This is a genomic window from Pannonibacter sp. CBAS1226 (genome assembly GCF_055685825.1).
Genome location: NZ_JBVOUO010000004.1, coordinates 114,493 through 136,759, shown reverse-complemented (window position 1 = coordinate 136,759; position 22,267 = coordinate 114,493). Strand labels below are relative to the sequence as shown.

Here is a 22,267-nt window from a genome sequence, read left to right as displayed (position 1 = left end):
AGAATTATCTTGATCTGGCCATGGCCGCGCCGCAGCGCATGTAGGCCGATGCCGATGAACTGGCCTGGGTGAGCCGGGACAACTCGCTGGCGGCGGCGTCCCGGCCCGCTTTGAGCTGCTCGAGCAGACGTTTCAGCTCGTCCTGCAGCACGAGGGCATTCAGCCTTGCGTGGCTGTCTCCCGCTTTCAGAGCGGCGGCGGCTGCTTCCGCTTCGGCCTGAAGGCGGCGGAGCTGGCCGAACAGGCGCTGACCGTCATCCTGTCCGGGCGTGTCAGTCATCAGCGGACGGCCTGCAGCAGCGAGTCGAACATGCTGTTGGAGGTCGAGATGATCTGGGAGGCCGCAGAATAGGCCTGCTGCGCGGTCAGCATGCGGCTGAACTCGGTGCTGGTATCCGTCGTGCTCGCTTCAAGATAGCCGCCGTTGATGGACCCCGCTCCACTCGTCCCCGCAATCTGCAGCGTGCTGTTGCCCGATGTCGGTGACCGGGAATACATGCCGTCGCTGTTGAGCGTCAGCCCATTCGAGTTGGTGAAGGTCGCGACCGGGATCTTGTAGATCGTGCGCTCGTCACCGTTGTCATAGGACGCAATCACGGATCCGTCCGAGGTGATCGAAACGCCTGTCAGCGAACCATAGGGCAGCCCGTCATTCGTGATCTTGTCGAGCTTGAGGTAGGGATCGCTGGAACCGGAGGCATATTGCGTCAGGCCATTGGCGAGACCGGAGGTCCCGAGATCCAGAGTGACCTCGGTGTCGGCGGCCCCCGTCGTCCAACCGGTCACGGAAAGCGTGGCCGGGGACGGGTTCGTCGAGGCGAGCGTGCCATCACTGTTGAAGGTAATCTCGATCGCGTCCGTCGACACGGTGCCACTGGTGGTGCCGTTCAGCGTCGGATCGTCGAACGCCATCTCCCAGGTGTTTTCTCCGGTCTTTGTCCAGGTCACGCTCATGTTGTGCGTGGAGCCCAGGCTGTCATAGATTTCGACCGTGGTAGAGAAGGTGTCTCCCTCGACCGCATCCGCCGGCAGGTTCGCCTGAATGCCGACCGCAGTGGTAGCACCAACCGAACTCTGAATGGCGTCGATGTCGATCGGAACGAGCGAGGCTTCACTGGTTCCGCCGATGATGTTGCCATCAGCATCCGTCTGCCAGCCCATCAGATAATAGCCGTTGTTGACCAGATAGCCGTTCTGGTCGACTTCGAACTCACCGTTACGGGTGTAGTAGGTCTGCCCGCCCGTGACCGACGAGGAGACGACGAAGAAGCCGCTCCCGTCGATGGCGAGGTTTGTGCTCGTGCCCGTTGCTGTCAGCAGGCCCTGATCGGAGACGGACGCACGTGTCGAGGCCGTTACGCCGCCGCTCGTCGAGGTGCTGGAGCCCGCGATCAGGTTCGAGAAACTCGTCGAACTCGCCTTGTAGGCCGTGGTCGAGGAGTTCGCCAGGTTCGAGGAGATGTTGGATAGCGCCTGGCTCTGTGCCGCAAGCGCGGAAATGGCGGAATTCAGGGAACCCATCAGGCTCATGACGTCACCTCACTCTCAACCAATACTGATGACATTGCTGACGAGAACGGATGCTCCGCCGATCTTCAGGACGGAGCTTGTGCCGCTCGTATCGACACCGGTAACCGTGCCCTTGACCGTGGTCGTGCCGTCGATCTCGCTGCCGCTGGAGTCCTTGGCCGAGATGGAGATCGTGTAGACACCGCCATCCTCGAGCTGCGTGCCGCTCGTGGTCGTGCCGTCCCAGGTGAAGCTGTGCGAACCCGCTTCCGTCCCGCCTTCCCCGCTCCAGACCTTCGTGCCGCTCTCGTCGTAGATCGAGATCGTGACGCTCTCCGCACTCTGGTCGAGTGTGTAACCCCAGGTCGCCGACCCGTCGGTCAGGGTGTTCGTGTTGCCATAGGCCTCGACCGTCTGACCCAGGTAGCCGAGACCGGAGCTTGAAATCACTGAGGCGACGTTTGCGGACAACGAAGTCAGCTGCTCGCTGATTGCCGTCTGCGTGTCGAAGCTGGCGTAGGACACCATCCGGTCCAGGTAGGTGTCCGTATCCGTCGGATCGAGCGGATTCTGGTTCTGAAGCTGCTGAAGCATCAGACTAAGAAAATCGGCACTCGTAAGTCCGAGAGAATTACTGGAGCTGCTGCTCGACGTTGTGGTCGAACTGGCAGAGCTATAACTGTTCAGAGTTGAGATGCTCATGGCAGCCCCGCGATGTTTTTCTCGTCATCGACCGGTGCCTGCATGAAAACATGCATAGAACGCCCCCGATCACTTCTCAAACGGAGGTGAGATCGAAATCAGGCGCTGTATTTGAAAATAAATACTAGGAATAATTTGCCTATATTTGACGTAGGCAAGATTTACCGGGCAATACAAACTCTCGAAGAGTATGTTTCAAGCCGTCCCGGATACGCCGCGGCACTGACACCGCAGCACAAGATTGCAGCCGGGCGCGCGTCAGGTAATCGCCAGAACCTGCAAGCCGCTTGGGGGGAAGTCAGCTGCCGGCCCGTTGCGCGCCGGCCCGGTCATCCGCTCCGGTTTCTTCCGGCCACACTGCATGGGCTTGCCCAAATCCCGATGAGACAAGCGCATCGGGATCTGGCACAAGGCGCAGCAAACGCATCTGGAAATATCCGGAAAAGAAAGCGACAAGTTACCCGGGACAGTCCTCTGTCCGGCCGGCACGCAAACCGCTTGTGTCAGGCGAAGCGGACCTGGCGGGGAGAGGCCCTGTCCGGTCCGGATGTCTTGCCCTTCTCGCTGCCATGCCCGGCCGTCACGGAGGGACGGTCAGAACAGGTCTGCGCTGCAGCTGCCGCGATCCGGGCCGCAAGTCCGGCAGGGGCCTTGATTCCGCTGGGGGAATCAAGCGCAAACAGCGACCGCAAGCGTTTCATTTCCTCAAGCCGTCCGCGAGCCTCTGCGCTTTCCACCAGAAGACCGGCAGCCGCCTCCGGATATGGCCAGTCACGGATGTCCTCGCCATACCGGTCAAGGCAATCGCGGAAAGCATCTTCGGTCATCTTCTGGCTTGGCGAGGTCATGATCCAGCCTTCTGGGAAAACTGAAGATACGTTAACGCGGTTTGCGGAAACTGTCCAGCAAAGCTGCCGCAGCAGCATTTTGCCGGATTGCGCAGAAGTGTTTCTATCTAGATAAAAATTACGAGCCTCGAGGCTGCATTCCGGGAATTGAAGCAAAGGCATTGCGAAGTTCGACAAGGCCGTTGAACAATTTCTGCAGCCGCTCGACAGCGTCGGGTTTGCCAAGAGTGGCGTTCAACGCGAAGATATTGCGCGTATATGTATCGCAGAGCTGCTGCCCCACAGTGCCCCCCTGCTCAAGATCAAGGTTCTGGCGCAGGCCACGCAGAATATCGACAGTGCGCTGTACGCGCGCACGGCCCATTTCATATTCCTTGAGCTCGAGGAAATGCTGCGCCTGAACGATGGCATTGAGGGCTTCATCGTAAAGCATCACGACGGCAACGATGGGAGAAACCGCAGTTGCTGCCTGGCGGTAGGCGGAGATGGCGCGCGACATGGCGTAGGACATTTTTTAGTTGTCTCCCGAGTTGAGGAGGGCCTCAAGATACAAAAGTGTGGAATTCGCCGCTTCGATCGCTGCCTGATAGGAGGCGTAGCGATTGGTCAGATTGGTCCTGTAGGTTTCAGCCCGGCTCCGGATGTCAGCCGCCCGGGTGCTGTAATCCTCGTTCTTCTCTGTCAGGTTATCGATCAGCCCGGACACGAGACCGCTGGATGAATTGGAATAGAGATCGACTGAATTATAGAGCTTCTCGACGATGCCAGACGAAGTCTGGATGGTGACGGTCTGGCTGGTGGAACCGGTAAAAACCAGCGTCATGCCTTCATAGATCGTCCCTTCTCCCCCCTTGATACGCGTGTCAGAGATCGTGAAGAGGCTGCTGTCACCATTGACGCTGACGCCGGTCAGGTTGCCGTCGCTGTCGACCTGGATATCCAGTGTCAGTTCGGAGGGCATGCTGCTGTTGCGGCTGAGCAGCACGAGATCTTCCGAAGACGACTCGAACTGGAACATCATAATGTTTTCCAAAGCTTCCAGATCGTTGAGCAGCACCGAGTTGAGCGTCGTCTCGTTGAGGACGAGATAATTCGAGGTGTCATAGCTGAGGCCGAGCAGCGCCATGGATGAACTGTCGATCATCGTGGACAGTGCGGAGGCAACGGCATTGTTGGCACTGCGCAGGGTACTGTCGCCGAACAGGGTCGCATCGGCCGAGGCGCCGCCTGAGGAGGACACAGCCTGCTGGGTCAGCGCCCACTCGCGATACGCATTATAGGCGTCCACCAGGGCGACAATCGCGTCCTTGATGGAGGTCAGATCGTTGGCGATCTCCACCGAGATGGTGGCATCAGACCCCGTCGTCTGGTAGATCGTGAAGGAAATGCCATCCAGCACATCGTCAATCGTGTTTGTCGAACGGGTGATCTCGATCCCGTCGAGCGAGATAATCGCCTGCTTGGCGGCCTGAATCTCGCTGGCGAAGGCGCCGTCACTGTCTGTAAGCCCGAGAGCCTGGCCGATATCATCTCCCGAAATGCTTTCCAGCGAGATTTCCTTGCCCGTCTCCGTTCCGGATAGAACCAGCCGGTATGTGCTTTCCGTCACCTTGACGACAGAGGCCTGGACACCGGTCGTCGCGCTCTCAGCATTGATTGCACTCGCAATCTCGGAAAGCGACATATCCTCGGTGACGGTGATCTCGACGCTTTCCATGCCTTCAATGCCAATGGAGAAAGTGCCCGAAAGCTCCAGATCGCTGCTGCGGCTGGAAAAGTCGCTGCTGGCAACTTTCTGTGTGGTCGCCAGTTGCAGGATCTGCAGATCATAGGTGCCGGTCTGCGCCCCGTTATCGGCGGTAATCACAACGGCAGAAGAGGCTGTGACACTGCTGCTCGACGAGGTCAGATAGGCTTCACGCAGGGAAAAGACATCATCTTTCGTGATGATCGAATTGGTCGTGCCGCGCATCGCATTGGCCGCCGAAGTGATGGCCTGAAGAAGGCTCTGCATCTCCTCATAGGCCGCAATCTTCACTTCATTTGCAGCGATCTTCACGTCAATCGCGTCAGCCGGAGCCGTCTTTGCGGCAACCGCAACCTCGACCAGCGCACTCCAGTCAATATCCGTCGATGACGAATAGGTATAGGACGACGCGGTTGTTGTGGTCGAAGTGGTGCTGGAGACCGTTGCCATGACTGCCGCCTTCTGCTGCGCTGCCCCTGGCGGGCAGGCCGGGGTCTGAGGCAGCCCGCCTCCAGGGCGGGCTGCCTGTCATCCTGAGGTGAAGCCGGTTACTGCAGCAGCTTCAGCAGGTTTTCCGGCATCTGGTTGGCCTGGGACGCGGCAGCAACGGCGGCCTGCACCATCACGGAGGTGGCCGACAGCTTGGACTGCTCGGAAGCGATATCCACATCGGCGATGGCCGACTGGGCAGCGTCCAGGTTCTCGATGCTGGTGGCGATCTGCGAACTGCGGAACTCGAAGCGCGACATGATCGCACCCATTTCAGCGCGGGCATTCGACACCGTGTTGATGGCAGCATCCAGCGCGTCCAGAGCCGCTTCCGCACCGGTCTGCGTCGAGATGTCGAGCGTGTCGACCTCAAGGGCAGAACTGGTCAGGATGCTGAGCTTCAGCGTGATGGTGTCCGACGAATCCGAGCCGACGATGATCTTGGAACCGCTGGTATCTGCTTCGACTGCGGCGGTGCCGGTTGCCGTAAATGTGCCGGAACCATCATCCGTCAGGCCGAGGGTCGTCAGGTCAGCCGCCGTCAGTCCGGTGTTTGCGCCGCCGGCGGTGACGTTGGAGACGGAGATCGTGCTGGTTGCACCCTTCGTCTTGTCCGTCAGGACCAGAGCGCCGGTGTCGGCATCCGCCGAAGCTGTCACGCCGGTCTTGCTGGTCTGAGCATTGATCGCGGTGATCAGGTCGTCGATGGTGATTTCGCCGGCGGTGGTGGCGCCAACAGTCAGCTCGATGGACGTGCCCTTGAGATCAAAACTCAGCGTATCGCCATCATCACCGGTAATGCTGGCCGTCAATGTGGTGGTGGCAGTCGCCGCGGTCGCGGCCGTCTCGATGTCCTTGGTGAAGTCACTGGTGCCGTCGAGCAGGCTCTGGCCGTTGTAACGGGTGCTCGAGGCGATGCCGTCGATTTCGTCCTGCAGTTCGGCGAACTCGGCCTGAATGTAGGCGCGCTCGGTATCGGTCACGGTACCGGAGGCGGACTGCGAGGCCAGCACCTTCATACGCTGCAGGATGTCGCTGACGTTCGAGGCGGCACCATCAGCCGTCTGCAGGATCGAGATGCCGTGCGAGGCGTTGGTCGAGGCCTGCTCGAGAGCGGCAACGTCCGACTTGATCTTGGTGGAGATCGCCAAGCCCGCTGCGTCATCGGAGGCCTTGGTGATCCGCGAGCCGCTGGCCAGCTTGGCCAGAGAGTCAGACTGGCTGGCCGAGTTGGAGTTCAGATAGCGAACAGCCGTGTTCGCTGCGGTGTTTGTCGTGATAACGGGCATGGACTACTCCTGATATCCTTGAATCCACGCCAAGTATTCGGGCGCGGTACGGACGCATGTCCTTGCGTCTGCCCATTTCAACGAACGAAGCTGCCAATTTCAGGCGCAGGAAAGAGCCTGCCGTCAGAGTTTTTCGTTAATCATTTGTAAACGAGGCAAGGATCTCCCCGGCACGATTACGCAAAAGATGGCGCAATTTCTGACGTCCCCGCTTCAGAAGAGACTCCACGGCGAAGACGGATGTTTCCATGATTTCCGCAATCTCGGCGTTGGACAGGTTCTCGTGATAGGAGAAGACAAGGGCAATCCGCTGAGGATCGGGCAGTTGCCCCATCGCCGCGCTCAACAGGAATGCGGCCTCCTCCTGCATCATCGCCTGGACCTGATCCGTGGCACGGTCGGCGATCTCGGGTGCAGCTTCCATGGCCTCGGTGCGCGGGCGGCGAAGCTGGTCGATGCAGCGGTTGGTGACAACGCGGAACAGCCAGGTGGAGAACCGCGCCTTGCCGGGCTGCCATTCCCCCCGCCTTGTCCAGACCTGCATGAAAGCATCCTGAACCACGTCTTCGGCATCCGTGGGATTGCGCAGGATGCGAATGGCGACTGCGTAAGCCTTGTCGACATGACGTTCCACAAGAATGCGGAAAGCTTCATCGCTCCCGAGACCGATGGCATGGAGCAGTGCATCATCCGACGCATCCTGCAGGCGCGTCAAAGGATCCCTGTCATGCGCGCCTGTTGCCACTGCCGTCTGTCCAGCATCTCCGGGCCCTACCCCAGCCCGGGAAAGTGTTGCGAAGCCCATGCCCATACCCTCGGCTGCACCAGTCATGCGCGAACAAGGAATGCTGCGCTCCAGCCTATAACGGGGCAGGCTTTCCGATCAGGCACGGAAAAAGTACAAAAGCTCAATTTTTTCAAATACTTAGTGAGAATTTTTTGCCTATCTGCCCGGCAGTTTTTGCCGGGTATGCCGGCGAGAACAAAAAATGGGTGACCCGCCAAGGACTTGCGGAAGCCTGCCGGGCTGCAGGAATTGCCCCTCATGCGGTTTCCTTCCGGCCTATACCTTGCAAAAAAATCCGGATGCAGAGCGCCAGATGCTGTTTTCGCAGTGCGTGGTCGCGGAAAGGCTCCGCCTGTCCGCCGTGCGGCTTGAGAATACCCAGAACCATGTCGAGGAAGATCTTGGCGGTCAGCATCGGATCCTCAACCGCCAGTTCACCGGCGGCGGTCCGCTCTTCCAGCCAACTGGCCAGCAGCACCTGGGCCGCACGGCCGCCATGCTCGCGCATCAAGGGGTTCAGATCCGGATTGCGCGGCAATTCATGCATCATCATGTGCATGAAGTTGAACCGGTCGAGATCGCTCTCTGCGTCGAGGTCCAGCCGGACGATGGCGGCCAGCGCCTGTTCCGGCGCCAGATGGCTGTAGTCGCCGGGCAGGGCAAGCAGCGAGAAACGGTGCGAGGTGACGACGGCCGCAAATAGGCTGGCCTTGGAGGGAAACAGCTCATAGACGGTGCGCTTGGATATGCGGCAAGCCTTGGCCACCTGCTCCATCGTCGTGCCGCCGTAGCCTTGAGCAGAAAACAGCGGCACCGCGGCCCGCACGATCATCTGCACCTGCACATTCCGGGGTGCCCCTGGCGGGCGGCCACGCTTGCGGACGGCTGGCGGGAGCCCGTCAGGCAAGTGTTGCGATGCAGGTTCCGGAAGCTCCCCCGTCACGCTGCCATTGCATAGCAGATCAGGGTGCGCAGCATTCCCCATCCTTACCATTTTCCGTCCATGTTACAAATAATGACACTTGGTCCCATTGACGAAGCATCGTCGAAAATTTAGGTACCATTGCGTTTCTTAATTCGACCACGGCGGTCCTGTCCATGCGTTCCGTGATTTCGTTAAAATTATCTTCCTCTTTGTTTCCAGACAGAAACAAAAGGCGCAAAATAGCACTCCCATTGCTTCTGAGTGTTTCTGCACTCCTTGCGGGATGTGCCGTTGGTCCGGACTACGCCAGCCCCCGGATGACCTTGTCCGGGGCCTACAGCAATTCCGCCGGAAAGGATCAGAACCAGCGGGCTGAACTGGCGCGCTGGTGGGAGCGCCTGGGCGATCCGGTTCTGAACCAGCTGGTCGAAACCGCGATCCGGCAGAACCTTGATGTCGCCACGGCCAAGGCAAAGGTGCGGGAAGCACGGGCGTCATATGCCAAGGATGCGGGCGGGCTTCTGCCCTCTGCCAATGGCTCCGGCAGCGCCAGCCGCTCCCGCTCTTCCGGTGACGCGCCGAAGATGAGCAATCTCTTCCAGGCCGGCGTTGATGCCAGCTGGGAGGTGGATCTGTTTGGCGCCAATGCCCGGACTGCAGAAGCCTCGCGTTATGGCCTGGACGCTGCAGAGGAAGATTTGCGCGCCACGATGGTTACGCTCATAGGCGACATCACCACCTATTACGCGCAGGCCCGCGCCTACCAGGCCCGCATTGCCCTGGCGCGGCGCACCGCAAGCTCCCAGACCGAAACCGTCCGGCTGACGCAGTCCAGGTTCGACGCCGGCGCCGTATCGGCAGCGGATGTTGCCAACGCCACCGGACAGGCTTCGACGACCGAGGCGAATATCCCGAGCCTGCAGATATCCTATGCCGAATCCCTGCACCGGCTGGGCGTGCTGACGGGCGGGGAGCCTGCCTCTCTAGCCAGCGTCATGACCAAGACCCGCCCTATTCCCCGGCCGAAGCTGCCGCTTCCCGTGGGCGTACCCGCAGATCTTCTCAACTCCCGGCCTGACCTGAAGGTGCTGGAGCGCAAGCTGGCGCAAGCCACAGCCTCCATTGGCGCTGCGGAAGCTGCACGCTATCCGGCCATCAGCCTGACGGGCAACATCAGCACCTCAGCGGCCAAGACCGGGGATCTGGCGAAGAATTCCTCCATCAGCTGGTCCTTCGGCCCCACCCTCAGTGTGCCCCTGTTCAACGGCGGCTCGCTGGCTGCTGCCGTGGATGTCGCCAGAGCCCAGCGCGATGCAAGCTTCCTGGCCTACCGCAAGGGCATTCTGGAGGCGCTGGAGGAAGTCGAAAACGCACTGGTCAGCCTCAGCCGGCAGCGCCAGCGCACGGGCAAGCTTGTCACGGCGGCCAATGCCTACCGGCAGGCCGCAGATATTGCCCGGTCTCAGTACCAGGGCGGTTCCAGCAGCTTCCTGGATGTGCTCGACGCGGAGCGTTCGCTCTACAGTGCCGAAGATACCCTGATCACGAGCCAGCTTGCGATCGTGACCGCCTATATCAGTCTCAACCGCAGTCTTGGCGGGGGATGGGACGGTGCAGTTGACACAGCAACGCCAGCCGTCGTGGACGTCCGGACGGGCCCGCACCTGCGCAAGCTGGCAAAAGACAACTGATGCAGCGCCGGGCGCAAACCATGTGCTGCGCTCCAGCCCTGCCCTGTGATGAAAGCAGTGTTCACGATGAACGCAACCAAACCGAGGAAGAAGGCGCGCTGGCTCTTCACGGCCGCCGTGCTGGCCGCTGCTGCGGGCGGCATCTACTACGCCCGTACCTCCATGCAGGCAGATACCGGGCCCACGGTCATGACCGCCCCCGTCCGCAAGGGCACCATTGAGGAAACCGTGCTGGCGACCGGCATTCTGAAGCCGGCGAAGCTTGTGGCCGTCGGCGCACAGGCTTCTGGCCGCATCACCTCGCTGAAGGTGTCCCTTGGACAGGAATTGAAGGCCGGTGACCTCGTTGCCGAGATCGACGCCACGACCCAGACCAACAACCTGCGCACCTCGGAGGCAGCTCTGGCCAATGTGGAAGCGCAGCGGGTGGAGAAGGAGGCATCACTCAGGCTTGCCAACATCTCGCTGGAGCGCCAGCAGAAACTCCTCGCACAGAATGCCACCTCCAGGGCGGATTTCGATACGGCCGATTCGGAGGTGAAAACCATCGAGGCGCAGATCAAGGCGCTGGATGCGCAGATCATCGAGGCGCAGGTGGCCGTTGAAACCGCCAAGGCAAACCTTGGCTACACCCGCATCACCGCGCCGATGGACGGCACGGTTCTGGCCATCGTCAACCAGCAGGGCCAGACCGTGAATGCCACGCAGTCGGCCCCGACGATCATCATCATGGGCCAATTGGACGTGATGACGGTCAGGGCCGAGATATCCGAAGCAGACGTGGTGAAGGTGAAGCCGGGGGCAGAAGTCTATTTCAACGTTCTGGGCGCGCCGGACACGAAATATCAGGCGCATCTTGAGTCCATCGAGCCCGCGCCGGAATCGATCACCAGCGACAGTTCCGTCAGCGGCTCGTCCACATCGTCCTCGTCCAGTTCCACCAGTACCGAAGCCATCTATTACAACGGCATATTCAACGTACCCAATCCAGACGGTCTGCTGCGCACCTACATGACGGCAGAAGTGACCATCGTGCTGGGCAAGGCGGAAAACGTGCCCGTGATCCCGGCAACCGCGCTGGGTGCCCGCAATGCGGATGGCAGCTACAGCGTTCAGGTCATGGGCGGCACCGGTACCATTGAGACGCGGCAGGTGAAAACGGGCCTCAATGACAAGATCACTGCCGAGATCATATCCGGCCTTGCCGAAGGGGAACGCGTGGTGACGGGCACGCTGGATGCCAGCGCCGTCTCAACCTTCACCCCTGGCGGCCCGCCAATGGGAATGTGAGGCCAGAAGATCATGCCGGAACCTCTGATCAGCCTCAAGGGCCTCACCCGCACCTTTCCTGCCGGGGACGGCGTGGTCGCAGTTCTCAAGGGGATCGACCTTGAGATCCGCAAGGGAGAGTTCGTCTCCATCATCGGCCAGTCCGGTTCGGGCAAGTCGACCTTGATGAACATTCTCGGCTGCCTCGATACCCCCAGCGGCGGCAGCTATCGCATTGACGGGCGTGAAACAGCCGATCTTCAGCCCGATGATCTGGCAGCTCTGAGGCGTGAAAAATTCGGCTTCATCTTCCAGCGCTACAATCTGCTGGCGGAGCTGACGGCGCTTGGCAATGTGGAGGTGCCTGCCGTTTATGCCGGGCTTACCCCGGCGGACCGGCGGCGGCGGGCAGCCGATATTCTGGAGCGGCTGGGCCTTGGCGACCGGATGGAGCACCGCCCGCCGCAGCTTTCGGGCGGGCAGCAGCAGCGCGTCTCCATCGCCCGTGCCCTGATGAACGGCGGCGACATCATCCTCGCCGACGAGCCGACGGGAGCGCTGGACTCCCGCAGCGGACAGGACGTCCTGGACATCCTGCGTGAACTGCATGCCGAGGGGAAGACGGTCATCATCGTCACCCATGACGCCAATGTGGCGGCCCTGGCCGAGCGCACCATCGAGATCCGCGATGGCGAGATCGTTGCCGATTACAGGCAGGACAAGCAGGCCGGTACGGCCGCCGTTTCCGCAGCCCCGCAGGAGGCGCCGCGCCGTTCGGTCCGGGGACTGACAGCCTGGGCGGACCGCTTCCGGGAGGCGTTCCAGATGGCGCTTCTGTCCATGAAGGCGCACAAGCTGCGCACCTTCCTGACCATGCTGGGCATCATCATCGGCATTGCCTCCGTGGTGAGTGTCGTGGCGCTTGGCGCCGGGACACGGGAGAAGGTGCTTGCCAACATCGCCAGCCTCGGCACCAGCACGCTGGAAATCTTCCCCGGCAAGGACTTCGGCGATGCGCGCTCCGGCAAGGTGACGACGCTGGTGATTTCCGACGCCAAGGAACTCGCCAGGCAGCCCTACCTGCGCGCCGTGACCCCGACCGTCTCGACCAGCGTCACCCTGCGCTATGGCTCGAAGGAGGCCTCCGCCCTCGTCAACGGGGTCAATTCCGCCTATTTCGATGCCAAGGGCACCAAGATTGCCACGGGCCAGTTTTTCGATGCACGCAGCGAGCACAGTCTTGATGCTGTCGCCGTCATCGACGAGAACACCCGCAAGACCCTGTTTGCCAATGAACCGGACGGGGCTGTCGGCAAGGTTCTGCTGATCAACAACGTGCCCGCCCGCATCGTCGGCGTGGCTCAGGCGCAGCAGGGCGGCTTCGGCGGCAGCCAGAATCTGTCGGTCTATCTGCCCTATACCACCGTGCAGGCGCGCCTGACGGGCAGCAGTACCCTGCGCAGCATCACCGTGCGGGTGGAAGACGACGTGGACATGAAGCTGGCCGAGCAGATGGTCACCGCCTTCCTGACCCAGCGCCATGGCATGAAGGACTTTTTCATCCTCAACACCGATGACATCCGCCAGTCGATCACCAGCACCACGGCGACGCTGACGCTGCTGATCGCCGCCATTGCGGTGATCTCGCTGATTGTCGGCGGCATCGGGGTGATGAACATCATGCTGGTGACCGTCTCCGAGCGCGTGTCGGAAATCGGCGTGCGCATGGCTGTCGGGGCGCGGCGGTCCGATATCCTGCAGCAGTTCCTCATCGAGGCGGTCACGGTCTGCATCATCGGCGGGCTGGCGGGCATCGCTACGGCCCTGAGTTTCGGCGCGCTCTTCCCGCTGTTCACCAGCGACTTTTCGCTGATCTTCTCCAATGCCTCGATTGCCTATGCCTTCGGGATCTCAACCCTGATCGGCATCGTCTTCGGCTTCCTCCCCGCCCGCAACGCCTCTCGCCTCGACCCCGTGGCGGCGCTGAGCCGGCTTTGAGCCGTCAGGCGGGTTTGGTCACCCGGCGGAGTGTCAGGTTGATGCGTCCGCCGTTTTTCAGAAGGGTGAAGGTGCCCGGATAGATCCGGCCGATGCCGTGGAAGGCGAGCCGGGACGGGCCCTCCAGAAGGAGCACATCGCCCGAATTCAGCCGGAACGAGCGGGTCGGGTCCTTGCGGGTGAGGCCGCCGATGCGGAAGAGGGCCGAATCGCCCAGCGAGACGGACAGAACCGGCGCCTCGAAGGTTTCCTCGTCCCGGTCCTGATGCAGGCCCATCCGGGCGGTCCCGTCATAGAAATTGATCAGGCAGGCTTCAGGTTCCGGGGCATCCGGGGCAAGCGTATGCCAGAGCTCCTTCAGCACATCCGGCAGGGGCGGCCAGGGCTTTCCCGTCACCGGATGCAGAGGCTGGTAGCGGTAGCCGCGAATGTCCGACACCCAGCCAAGCGGGCCGCAATTGCTCATGCGCACGGAAAAGGGCTTGCCGGTTTTCGGCATCACCGGACGGAACAGCGGCGCCTCGGCGACGATGGCCCGCAGTTGCTCCGCCAGATCTGCCTGTGCGGTGCCATCCAGATGGCCGGGCAGGAAACGCACCCCCTCCGGCAGCGGGCCTCGTCTCTTCTGGGCACTTTCCGGTGCAGCGTTGTCCAAAGTCATTCCACAGTCTCCGGCAGCCAAAGAACGCAAGTCCGCAAGGCATGTAGCGATCCTTGCGCTGATAAGGGCTTTTGCACAGCAAGATCAGGCAGGCAGACGCCTTGCAGCAAGCCTGTCTCCCGCCTATATAGCGGTCAAGCTCAGTGCTGACAGGCGGAACAACCTGCTGACAGCCCCGGACAAGGCCAAGGGTCAAAACTCGTGATCAGGGCCTCAGGGATCAAAAGGGGCTTGGGCCAGTGCTCCCATGGCGGAGCATCAGGCCTTAAGCGCGCCGGCATCACTGATTGTGAAAGGGAGCCGGATTGACGCCGATACGGGTTTTTCCGGTTTGCTAGAAAGAGAGGAAGAAATGGCAAAGGTCATCGGTATCGACCTCGGCACGACGAATTCGTGCGTCGCCGTCATGGACGGCAAGGATGCAAAGGTGATCGAGAACTCGGAAGGCGCACGTACCACGCCCTCCATGGTCGCCTTCTCGGACGACAATGAGCGCCTCGTCGGCCAGCCGGCCAAGCGCCAGGCCGTCACCAACCCCACCAACACGCTCTTCGCAGTGAAGCGCCTCATCGGCCGCCGCTTCGATGATCCGACCGTGGCGAAGGACAAGGGCCTCGTGCCCTATGACATCGTCAAGGCGGACAATGGCGATGCGTGGGTTTCGGCCAACGGGCAGAAATACTCGCCCTCCCAGATTTCCGCCTTCATCCTGCAGAAGATGAAGGAAACCGCCGAGAGCTATCTCGGCGAGACCGTGACCCAGGCAGTCATCACCGTTCCGGCCTATTTCAACGACGCCCAGCGTCAGGCCACCAAGGATGCGGGCAAGATCGCCGGTCTCGAAGTCCTGCGCATCATCAACGAGCCGACCGCGGCCGCGCTCGCCTATGGCCTCGACAAGAACGATGGCAAGACCATCGCTGTCTATGACCTTGGCGGCGGCACCTTCGACGTGTCGGTTCTGGAAATCGGCGACGGCGTCTTCGAAGTGAAGTCGACGAACGGCGACACGTTCCTCGGCGGTGAAGACTTCGACATGCGTCTGGTCGATTACCTCGCAGCCGAGTTCAAAAAGGATCAGGGCATCGACCTGAAGAACGACAAGCTGGCCCTGCAGCGCCTCAAGGAAGCTGCGGAAAAGGCCAAGATCGAGCTGTCGTCCTCGTCGCAGACCGAAATCAACCTGCCCTTCATCACGGCTGATGCGTCCGGTCCCAAGCACCTGACCATGAAGCTGACGCGCGCCAAGTTCGAGAGCCTCGTCGAGGATCTGGTCCAGCGCACGATCGAGCCGTGCAAGGCAGCCCTGAAGGACGCCGGCCTCGTCGCCGGCCAGATCGATGAAGTGGTTCTCGTCGGCGGCATGACCCGCATGCCGAAGATCCAGGAAGTCGTGAAGACCTTCTTCGGCAAGGAGCCGCACAAGGGCGTGAACCCGGACGAAGTGGTGGCCATGGGCGCTGCCATCCAGGCCGGCGTGCTGCAGGGCGACGTCAAGGACGTGCTGCTGCTCGACGTGACCCCGCTGTCGCTCGGCATCGAGACGCTCGGCGGCGTGTTCACCCGTCTGATCGACCGCAACACCACGATCCCCACGAAGAAGAGCCAGACCTTCTCCACCGCCGAGGACAACCAGACCGCCGTGACGATCCGGGTGTTCCAGGGCGAGCGCGAGATGGCGGCCGACAACAAGATGCTCGGCCAGTTCGATCTCGTCGGCCTGCCGCCCGCCCCGCGCGGCGTGCCGCAGATTGAGGTTGCCTTCGACATCGACGCCAACGGCATCGTCAACGTGTCGGCCAAGGACAAGGGCACCGGCAAGGAGCAGCAGATCCGCATCCAGGCCTCCGGCGGCCTCAGCGACGCCGACATCGAGAAGATGGTCAAGGACGCCGAAGCCCATGCGGACGAGGACAAGAAGCGCCGCGAGCTGGTGGAAGCCCGCAACCAGGGTGAATCCCTGATGCATTCCACCGAGAAGTCCCTCAAGGACTATGGCGACAAGGTCTCTGCGGACGACAAGGCTTCGATCGAAAGCGCGATTGCCGCCCTGAAGACGGCTCTGACCACGGAAGACGTGGCGGACATCCAGTCCAAGACCCAGGCTTTGGCCGAGGTTTCCATGAAGCTGGGTGAAGCCATGTACAAGGCCTCGCAGGCGGAAGCAGAAGGCGGCGAAGACGCCGGTGCTTCCTCCGCGCAGGATGACGACGTGGTCGACGCCGACTTCGAGGAAGTCAAGGACGACAAGAAGTAAGTCACTGGCACGGCGCGGTTTCCTTATGGATCCGCGCCGTTCCGGCTTTCCAGCGGCAGCTGGCGGCGACCGGACCTGTCCGGCAGGCCGCCGGCGGTTGCAATGCAGGGCGTGATGCCTGCACCGTTTTTCCCCGATGATGCGCATGACGCGTGGCGGAGAACCTGTCTGAGGCCTGACGGATGGCCGGACAGAGGCGGATGGCAGGCCCCCTCAGGCAGATACCCAGCGGGCAGCAATTCATGGCGAAGCGCGACTTTTATGAAATCCTCGGCGTTGCGCGCGATGCGGACGAGAAGGTGCTGAAAAGCGCCTACCGGAAGCTTGCGATGCAGTTTCATCCGGACCGCAATCCGGGCGATGCCTCGGCCGAGGCCAGCTTCAAGGAAGTCAACGAAGCTTACGACATCCTGAAGGACGGCCAGAAGCGGGCTGCCTATGACCGTTATGGCCATGCCGCCTTTGAGAATGGCGGATTTGGCGGCGGCGGTGCCGGATTTGGCGGCGGCGGCGACTTCGCCTCCACCATGTCCGACATCTTTGAGGAATTCTTCGGCATGGGCGGCGGGCGCCGCTCGTCCGGCGGGCGCGAACGCGGCGCGGACCTGCGCTACAATCTGGAAATCACGCTGGAAGAGGCCTTCACGGGCAAGACCGTGGAGATCGAGGTGCCGACCTCCGTCACGTGCCAGCCCTGCAGCGGCTCCGGCGCCAAGCCCGGCTCCAGCCCCACCACCTGCCGCACTTGCGGCGGTTCGGGGCGCGTGCGGGCGGCACAGGGCTTCTTCACGCTGGAGCGCACCTGCCCGAGCTGTCAGGGGCGCGGCCAGGTCATCTCCGATCCCTGCCCGCATTGCTCCGGCGTTGGCCGGGTGACGCAGGAGCGCACCCTCTCGGTCAACATTCCGGCAGGCATCGAGGATGGCACGCGCATCCGTCTTGCCGGCGAGGGCGAAGCGGGCCTGCGCGGCGGGCCGTCGGGCGATCTCTATATCTTCCTGTCGCTGAGGCCGCATGAGTTCTTCCAGCGCGACGGGGCGGATCTTTATTGCCGCGTGCCCATTTCCATGACGACGGCTGCCCTTGGCGGCCAGTTCGACGTGCCCACCGTCGAGGGCGGCACGACACGGGTCAAGGTGCCGGAGGGGACGCAGAACGGCCGCCAGTTCCGCCTCAAGGGCAAGGGCATGCCGGTGATGCGCACCACGCAGCATGGTGACATGTATATTCAGGTCACGGTGGAAACACCGACGAACCTGACCAAACGCCAGCGCGAATTGCTGGCCGAATTCGAAAAAGAAAGCTCTGGTGAGAACAATCCGGAGAGCACCGGTTTCTTTGCCCGCGTCAAGGATTTCCTCGACAACCTGGGCAATTGACCGCCGCTTTCAGTCAGGGCCCCGGAGGCTGACTGCCGCCAGGGGCCTTGAAATGGCCACTGTTGCCCGGCTAGATGTTTTTACCAATCTGACCGGAGGACATTATGGCGGCATTCAGGACGCTCGACGCTAAGCCCTTGAAGAAAAAGCTCAAGGACGAATTCCGCTTCTTCCGGAACTGGCTCGACAGCCCTCTGACGCTTGGTGCCATCTCTCCGTCCGGTCCCGAACTTGCCCGCCGGATTGCCTCCCTCGTGCCGGTCCGGCCTGATGGGCGCTATCTGGAGCTTGGTCCCGGAACCGGCGTGGTGACACAGGCCATCTTTGACCGCGGCATAACCCAGCCGCAGCTGACCGCGCTGGAATACACCAGCGAATTCTGCCGCATGCTGCGCGACCGCTTTCCCCGCATGACGACCATCCAGGGCGATGCCTATGCGCTGCGCGAGACGCTGGAAACGGCTATCCCTGTACAGAATGGCATGTTCGCCGGGATTGTCTCCGGCCTGCCGCTGTTCACCCAGCCGGTGGAAAAGAGAAAGGCGCTGATCCTGGATGCGCTCGATCTGTGCGAGCCGGGCGCGCCCTATATCCAGTTTTCTTACGCAATGGTACCGCCGGTGAAGCCGGAGCCGGGCGTTCTCAACCTCGACAAGACCGGCTGGATTTTTGCCAACCTGCCGCCGGCCCGCGTCTGGGTCTACCGCAAGCCGTAATCAGGCTCGCCGGCCGCTGGTGAACAGCCTGCCTTTGTGCTTGCGCTGCGGGTCCCTGCGATGGCAGGCTGCGCGAAATTTCTGTCGCCGACTGATCATGCCCCTTCTTCCCGGGGGTGTTGCGGCTGCGGTGCGGCACCATGAGGAGACAGTATGCGTCATCCGAAGATTCTGGTTTTTTCAGGCTCCATCAGGGGCGGCTCGCTCAACACGCGCCTTGCAGGCCTTGCCGCCAAGCGGCTGGCCCTGGCCGATGCGGAAGTGACGCGCATCTCGCTCGCCGACTACCAGATGCCGCTCTATGACGGCGATCTGGAACAGGAAAAAGGCCCGCCGGAGGCCGCCCGCAAGCTCAAACGCCTGATGCAGGAGCAGCACGGCATCTTCATCGCCTGCCCGGAATACAATGCCGGGATCACGCCGCTTCTGAAGAACACACTGGACTGGATCAGCCGTGTGGGCGATCCGGGAGACGTGCCGGGCGCTGCCTTCAAGAACAGGGTGTTTTGCCTCGGCGCCGCCTCGCCCAGCACACTGGGCGGCATCCGCGGGCTCATGGGCACGCGCACCGTTCTGGAAGTGGGCCTTGGTGCGCTGGTTCTGCCCGAGATGGCCATGGTGCCGGATGCAGGCTCTGCCTTTGATCCGCAAGGCAATCTCGTCAACGAGAAGGCATCGCGCGCCCTGGATGCCGCCGTGCAGCGGCTGATCCGCGAAACCCGCGCCCTCGTCTGACCCGGCTTCGCCGCCACGCGCTTTTCACCGGCCGGTCAGGTCCGTGAAAGCCTGCCGCTTGGCGGATGGGGTTTTCCCTCCTAAATAGAAGACAACGCTGGCGGCCCTGCGGCCGCCTTTCTTTTGGCGATGCAAGCCAATCATCTGCAGGATCGGACAAGGCATGAGTTCAGAACACGGCATGGGCACCTGGCACGGCACCACCATTCTCATGGTGCGCAAGGGCGGCAAGGTGGTGATTGCCGGTGACGGGCAGGTCTCGCTGGGCCAGACCGTCATCAAGAACACCGCGCGCAAGGTGCGCCCTCTGGCCAAGGGCACCGTCATCGGCGGTTTTGCCGGGGCGACGGCGGACGCCTTCACCCTGTTCGAGCGGCTGGAAGCCAAGCTGGAACAGTATCCGGGCCAGCTGATGCGCGCCTGCGTGGAACTGGCCAAGGACTGGCGCACCGACCGCTATCTGCGCCGCCTCGAAGCCATGATGCTGGTGGCCGACAAGGATGTGTCGCTGGTGCTGACCGGCACGGGCGACGTGCTGGAGCCGGAAGGCGGCGTCATGGGCATCGGATCGGGCGGCAACTACGCACTCGCCGCCGCCCGTGCGCTGGTGGAAACGGACTTTGACGCGGAGGCCATCGCCCGCAAGGCCATGGCCATCGCGGCAGACATCTGCGTCTACACCAACGGCAATCTGACGATTGAAAGCCTCGACAGCGCCAGCTGATCCCGCCCCTTCACCGGATACCCACAGATGACCAACGAGGCCTTCACACGGGAGGATCTGCAAGGCGCGGTGCGTGCCGGCATCCTCTCGCCGCCGCAGCTCGAAGCGCTCTCCACCTATCTGGAGGGATTGCGCCAGCCCGCCATCTCCAGCGTGGATGCCGAGGAACTGCGCTTCGTGCGCGGCTTCCATGACATCTTCATTTCCATCGGCCTTCTGACCCTGCTGTTCGGCCTGTTTTTCTTTCTGACCTTCTCCCGCAACTGGGGCCTGAACTTCTCCGTTCAGGCACTGGCCATCTGGGGGCTGTCAGAGGTTTTCGCCCGGCGCATGCGCCTTGCCCTGCCTTCCTTCATCCTGTCGATCCTGTTCCTGCCTGCAACCCTGCTGGCGGTGATTTTCGTTGCGGCGCAGTTTGCGGGAGGATCATCTTCGGATGCATCACAGAAGTTCCAGACCGCGCTGGATGCACTCCCCGGTTCCGCGCTCGTGCTGCTGACCGTGGCTGCAACGGCCATCGCCGCGCTGCATTACTGGCGCTTCCGCGTCCCGGTGGGCGTGTCGGTCATCTGTGCAGGGGTGATCTGCAGCCTGCTGGCAACGGTACATGCCATTGATGAGACCTTCGTCGGCAACTATCTGCCGTGGATCAGCCTCGGCGCCGGTCTTGCCGCCTTCACTGTCGCCATGCGCTTTGACAGCCGTGACCTGACACGGCGCACGGCCAACAGCGACAAGGCCTTCTGGCTGCATTTTCTGGCAGCTCCCCTGCTGGTGCATTCGACGCAGCTCCTCCTGCTGTCCGGCCTGGACAGTTCGGGCGCAGGCGACATCCTGCAGGCGGTGGTGATGCTGTCGCTGGTGCTGATGCTGGCCTTTGTCGCCGTGCTGGTGGACCGTCGGGCGATCCTCGTCTCGGGCCTCGGCTACTTTGGTGTGGCCGTCAGCATGCTGCTGTGGAGCGCGGAAGTTTCCAACATGGCCGGCACGTCCATCACGCTGCTGGTGCTGGGCAGCTTCATCCTGCTGCTGGGCTCCGCCTGGGTGCCCGTGCGGCGGCGGCTGGTTGCGTCTTTCACCGGCACGCGCCTGATGCGTTACGTGCCTGCCGCCCAATGATCCTGATGACTGAAAGCTGACACGATGACCAATTTTTCACCCCGGGAAATCGTCTCCGAGCTCGATCGCTACATCGTCGGGCAGAAGGATGCCAAGCGCGCCGTGGCCATTGCCCTGCGCAACCGCTGGCGCCGCCAGCAGCTGGAAAGCCCGATGCGCGAGGAGGTTCTGCCGAAGAACATTCTCATGATCGGGCCCACGGGCGTCGGCAAGACCGAGATTGCCCGCCGTCTCGCCCGCCTCGCCAATGCGCCCTTCGTCAAGGTGGAAGCGACCAAGTTCACCGAGGTCGGCTATGTCGGCCGCGATGTGGAGCAGATCGTCCGTGACCTTGTAGAGGCCGGCATCACGCTGGTGCGCGAACTGCGCCGCGAGGAGGTGAAGGCCAAGGCCCATGTGCTGGCCGAAGAGCGGGTGCTGGATGCGCTCGTCGGCAGCAGTGCCAGCCCGGCCACCCGTGACAGCTTCCGCAAGAAGCTGCGCGAGGGCGATCTTGATGACAAGGAAATCGAGATCCAGGTCCGCGCCCAGCCGCAGATGCCCAGCTTCGAGCTGCCCGGCATGCCCGGCGCCAGCGTCGGCGTGATGAACATCTCCGATATTCTCGGCAAGGCGCTTGGCGGCCAGACCAAGCCGCGCCGCGTGACGGTGAAGGAATCGCACGACATCCTCATCACCGAGGAGTCCGACAAGCTGCTGGACGAGGAAAAGGTCGTGCGCGAGGCCATCAGCCTCGTGGAGAATTCCGGCATCGTCTTCCTCGACGAGATCGACAAGATCTGCGCCCGCGATGGCCGCACCGGCGGGGATGTGTCGCGCGAGGGCGTGCAGCGCGACCTGCTGCCGCTGATCGAGGGCACGGTGGTGTCCACCAAGCACGGACCGGTGAAGACCGACCACATCCTCTTCATCGCCTCCGGCGCCTTCCATGTGGCCAAGCCTTCGGACCTTTTGCCCGAGCTGCAGGGCCGCCTGCCGATCCGCGTCGAGCTGAAGGCGCTGACGCAGGAGGATTTCCGCGCCATCCTGACCGAGCCGGAAGCCAGCCTCATCAAGCAATATGTGGCGCTTCTGGGCACCGAAGGGGTGGAATTGAGCTTTGCCGATGACGCGATTGACGAGATCGCCACCATCGCCGTCGATCTCAATTCCAGCGTCGAAAACATCGGCGCCCGGCGCCTGCAGACCGTGATGGAGCGCATTCTGGACGAGGTGTCCTACACCGCGCCGGACCAGTCCGGCAGCAAGGTGGAGATCACGGCGGACTTCGTGCGCAGCAACATCGGCGAGCTGGCCAAGAATGTCGACCTGTCCCGCTTCATTCTCTGAGGCCGCAGCGATGCATCACAACTTTTGCGTCATGCACAGGCACGGCCATTTGCCGCGCTTGCAGGCGGACGGGCCAGATGGCAGCATGCGGCC

20 protein-coding genes and 2 pseudogenes are annotated in these 22,267 nt (G+C 62.2%); 10 read left to right on the top strand and 12 right to left on the bottom strand.

From position 1 onward, the window contains the following. Positions 1–4 precede the first annotated feature (4 nt). The 11 genes and pseudogenes from AC0CMF_RS13275 to AC0CMF_RS13225 form a co-directional block, all read right to left on the bottom strand. Complete coding sequence (locus AC0CMF_RS13275) at positions 5–280, bottom strand: hypothetical protein (RefSeq protein ID WP_186391554.1); 276 nt, start codon at positions 278–280, stop codon at positions 5–7. Then, entirely contained in the window at positions 280–1,530 is a 1,251-nt protein-coding gene (gene flgE / locus AC0CMF_RS13270; RefSeq protein ID WP_472481915.1) for a flagellar hook protein FlgE, read from the bottom strand. The genes AC0CMF_RS13275 and flgE overlap by 1 nt, the downstream gene beginning before the upstream one ends. A 15-nt stretch (positions 1,531–1,545) precedes the next feature. Next, on the bottom strand, positions 1,546–1,980 hold the full coding sequence (locus AC0CMF_RS13265; RefSeq protein ID WP_472482042.1) for a flagellar hook assembly protein FlgD: 435 nt from the start codon (positions 1,978–1,980) through the stop codon (positions 1,546–1,548). Between the two features lie 12 nt (positions 1,981–1,992). Next, positions 1,993–2,211, bottom strand: a pseudogene (locus tag AC0CMF_RS13260) (flagellar hook capping FlgD N-terminal domain-containing protein); the annotation flags it as partial. Between the two features lie 503 nt (positions 2,212–2,714). Further along, on the bottom strand, positions 2,715–3,059 hold the full coding sequence (locus AC0CMF_RS13255; RefSeq protein WP_472481913.1) for a hypothetical protein: 345 nt from the start codon (positions 3,057–3,059) through the stop codon (positions 2,715–2,717). Positions 3,060–3,177: 118 nt separating this feature from the next. After that, positions 3,178–3,570: a flagellar export chaperone FliS gene (locus AC0CMF_RS13250; RefSeq protein ID WP_050473437.1), complete on the bottom strand. Its 393-nt coding sequence runs from the start codon at positions 3,568–3,570 to the stop codon at positions 3,178–3,180. A gap of 3 nt (positions 3,571–3,573) precedes the next feature. After that, positions 3,574–5,256 carry a flagellar filament capping protein FliD gene (gene fliD, locus AC0CMF_RS13245; protein WP_472481911.1) on the bottom strand — a complete coding sequence of 561 codons (1,683 nt, stop codon included), beginning with the start codon at positions 5,254–5,256 and terminating at the stop codon, positions 3,574–3,576. 98 nt (positions 5,257–5,354) lie between these two features. After that, on the bottom strand, positions 5,355–6,107 hold the full coding sequence (locus AC0CMF_RS13240; protein WP_472482040.1) for a flagellin: 753 nt from the start codon (positions 6,105–6,107) through the stop codon (positions 5,355–5,357). Between the two features lie 47 nt (positions 6,108–6,154). Further along, a pseudogene (locus AC0CMF_RS13235) lies at positions 6,155–6,584 on the bottom strand (flagellin); the annotation flags it as partial. A 136-nt stretch (positions 6,585–6,720) separates the two neighbouring features. Then, entirely contained in the window at positions 6,721–7,299 is a 579-nt protein-coding gene (locus AC0CMF_RS13230) for an RNA polymerase sigma factor (protein WP_244274513.1), read from the bottom strand. A gap of 328 nt (positions 7,300–7,627) precedes the next feature. Further along, positions 7,628–8,203 (bottom strand): TetR/AcrR family transcriptional regulator, encoded by a 576-nt coding sequence (locus tag AC0CMF_RS13225; protein WP_472481909.1) that lies wholly within the window; start codon positions 8,201–8,203, stop codon positions 7,628–7,630. A gap of 266 nt (positions 8,204–8,469) precedes the next feature. Here AC0CMF_RS13225 and AC0CMF_RS13220 point away from each other — a divergent pair, with 266 nt between their 5' ends. The 3 genes from AC0CMF_RS13220 to AC0CMF_RS13210 all read left to right on the top strand — a co-directional run bounded on the left by AC0CMF_RS13220 (position 8,470) and on the right by AC0CMF_RS13210 (position 13,254). Beyond that, complete coding sequence (locus tag AC0CMF_RS13220) at positions 8,470–9,987, top strand: efflux transporter outer membrane subunit (protein ID WP_374629785.1); 1,518 nt, start codon at positions 8,470–8,472, stop codon at positions 9,985–9,987. A gap of 66 nt (positions 9,988–10,053) precedes the next feature. Next, positions 10,054–11,277 (top strand): efflux RND transporter periplasmic adaptor subunit, encoded by a 1,224-nt coding sequence (locus AC0CMF_RS13215; protein WP_374629784.1) that lies wholly within the window; start codon positions 10,054–10,056, stop codon positions 11,275–11,277. Between the two features lie 12 nt (positions 11,278–11,289). Further along, positions 11,290–13,254, top strand: coding sequence for a MacB family efflux pump subunit (locus tag AC0CMF_RS13210; RefSeq protein WP_374629783.1), 1,965 nt, complete (start codon positions 11,290–11,292; stop codon positions 13,252–13,254). 4 nt (positions 13,255–13,258) lie between these two features. On the opposite strand, the gene AC0CMF_RS13205 is transcribed toward AC0CMF_RS13210, so the two are convergent. Further along, complete coding sequence (locus AC0CMF_RS13205) at positions 13,259–13,915, bottom strand: alpha-ketoglutarate-dependent dioxygenase AlkB family protein (protein WP_472481906.1); 657 nt, start codon at positions 13,913–13,915, stop codon at positions 13,259–13,261. Between the two features lie 352 nt (positions 13,916–14,267). Between AC0CMF_RS13205 and dnaK the strand changes: the two genes are divergently transcribed. The 7 genes from dnaK (at position 14,268) to hslU (ending at position 22,174) form a co-directional block, all read left to right on the top strand. Continuing rightward, complete coding sequence (gene dnaK / locus AC0CMF_RS13200) at positions 14,268–16,172, top strand: molecular chaperone DnaK (RefSeq protein ID WP_050473450.1); 1,905 nt, start codon at positions 14,268–14,270, stop codon at positions 16,170–16,172. Between the two features lie 242 nt (positions 16,173–16,414). Beyond that, positions 16,415–17,551: a molecular chaperone DnaJ gene (gene dnaJ, locus AC0CMF_RS13195; RefSeq protein WP_050473452.1), complete on the top strand. Its 1,137-nt coding sequence runs from the start codon at positions 16,415–16,417 to the stop codon at positions 17,549–17,551. A 104-nt stretch (positions 17,552–17,655) separates the two neighbouring features. Continuing rightward, entirely contained in the window at positions 17,656–18,267 is a 612-nt protein-coding gene (locus AC0CMF_RS13190; protein ID WP_374630032.1) for a class I SAM-dependent methyltransferase, read from the top strand. A gap of 153 nt (positions 18,268–18,420) precedes the next feature. Beyond that, positions 18,421–19,002: an NADPH-dependent FMN reductase gene (locus AC0CMF_RS13185; protein ID WP_374630031.1), complete on the top strand. Its 582-nt coding sequence runs from the start codon at positions 18,421–18,423 to the stop codon at positions 19,000–19,002. Positions 19,003–19,165: 163 nt separating this feature from the next. Further along, positions 19,166–19,726 carry an ATP-dependent protease subunit HslV gene (gene hslV, locus AC0CMF_RS13180; RefSeq protein WP_374630030.1) on the top strand — a complete coding sequence of 187 codons (561 nt, stop codon included), beginning with the start codon at positions 19,166–19,168 and terminating at the stop codon, positions 19,724–19,726. Between the two features lie 27 nt (positions 19,727–19,753). Then, positions 19,754–20,845 (top strand): hypothetical protein, encoded by a 1,092-nt coding sequence (locus tag AC0CMF_RS13175; protein ID WP_374630029.1) that lies wholly within the window; start codon positions 19,754–19,756, stop codon positions 20,843–20,845. Between the two features lie 24 nt (positions 20,846–20,869). After that, a complete protein-coding gene (gene hslU, locus AC0CMF_RS13170) occupies positions 20,870–22,174 on the top strand; it encodes an ATP-dependent protease ATPase subunit HslU (RefSeq protein ID WP_050473459.1) in 1,305 nt (434 codons plus the stop codon). Positions 22,175–22,267 lie beyond the last annotated feature (93 nt).

What these genes read in the sequence shown, in the direction of transcription:
- AC0CMF_RS13215 (WP_374629784.1), top strand. Translation starts at nt 10,054, where the DNA reads ATGAACGCAACCAAACCGAGGAAGAAGGCGCGCTGGCTCTTCACGGCC.
- AC0CMF_RS13175 (WP_374630029.1), top strand. Translation starts at nt 19,754, where the DNA reads ATGACCAACGAGGCCTTCACACGGGAGGATCTGCAAGGCGCGGTGCGT.
- hslV (WP_374630030.1), top strand. Translation starts at nt 19,166, where the DNA reads ATGAGTTCAGAACACGGCATGGGCACCTGGCACGGCACCACCATTCTC.
- flgE (WP_472481915.1), bottom strand. Translation starts at nt 1,530, where the DNA reads ATGAGCCTGATGGGTTCCCTGAATTCCGCCATTTCCGCGCTTGCGGCA.
- AC0CMF_RS13225 (WP_472481909.1), bottom strand. Translation starts at nt 8,203, where the DNA reads ATGATCGTGCGGGCCGCGGTGCCGCTGTTTTCTGCTCAAGGCTACGGC.
- AC0CMF_RS13190 (WP_374630032.1), top strand. Translation starts at nt 17,656, where the DNA reads ATGGCGGCATTCAGGACGCTCGACGCTAAGCCCTTGAAGAAAAAGCTC.
- AC0CMF_RS13220 (WP_374629785.1), top strand. Translation starts at nt 8,470, where the DNA reads ATGCGTTCCGTGATTTCGTTAAAATTATCTTCCTCTTTGTTTCCAGAC.
- hslU (WP_050473459.1), top strand. Translation starts at nt 20,870, where the DNA reads ATGACCAATTTTTCACCCCGGGAAATCGTCTCCGAGCTCGATCGCTAC.
- AC0CMF_RS13255 (WP_472481913.1), bottom strand. Translation starts at nt 3,059, where the DNA reads ATGACCTCGCCAAGCCAGAAGATGACCGAAGATGCTTTCCGCGATTGC.
- AC0CMF_RS13205 (WP_472481906.1), bottom strand. Translation starts at nt 13,915, where the DNA reads ATGACTTTGGACAACGCTGCACCGGAAAGTGCCCAGAAGAGACGAGGC.
- fliD (WP_472481911.1), bottom strand. Translation starts at nt 5,256, where the DNA reads ATGGCAACGGTCTCCAGCACCACTTCGACCACAACAACCGCGTCGTCC.
- dnaK (WP_050473450.1), top strand. Translation starts at nt 14,268, where the DNA reads ATGGCAAAGGTCATCGGTATCGACCTCGGCACGACGAATTCGTGCGTC.
- AC0CMF_RS13185 (WP_374630031.1), top strand. Translation starts at nt 18,421, where the DNA reads ATGCGTCATCCGAAGATTCTGGTTTTTTCAGGCTCCATCAGGGGCGGC.
- AC0CMF_RS13250 (WP_050473437.1), bottom strand. Translation starts at nt 3,570, where the DNA reads ATGTCCTACGCCATGTCGCGCGCCATCTCCGCCTACCGCCAGGCAGCA.
- AC0CMF_RS13275 (WP_186391554.1), bottom strand. Translation starts at nt 280, where the DNA reads ATGACTGACACGCCCGGACAGGATGACGGTCAGCGCCTGTTCGGCCAG.
- AC0CMF_RS13210 (WP_374629783.1), top strand. Translation starts at nt 11,290, where the DNA reads ATGCCGGAACCTCTGATCAGCCTCAAGGGCCTCACCCGCACCTTTCCT.
- dnaJ (WP_050473452.1), top strand. Translation starts at nt 16,415, where the DNA reads ATGGCGAAGCGCGACTTTTATGAAATCCTCGGCGTTGCGCGCGATGCG.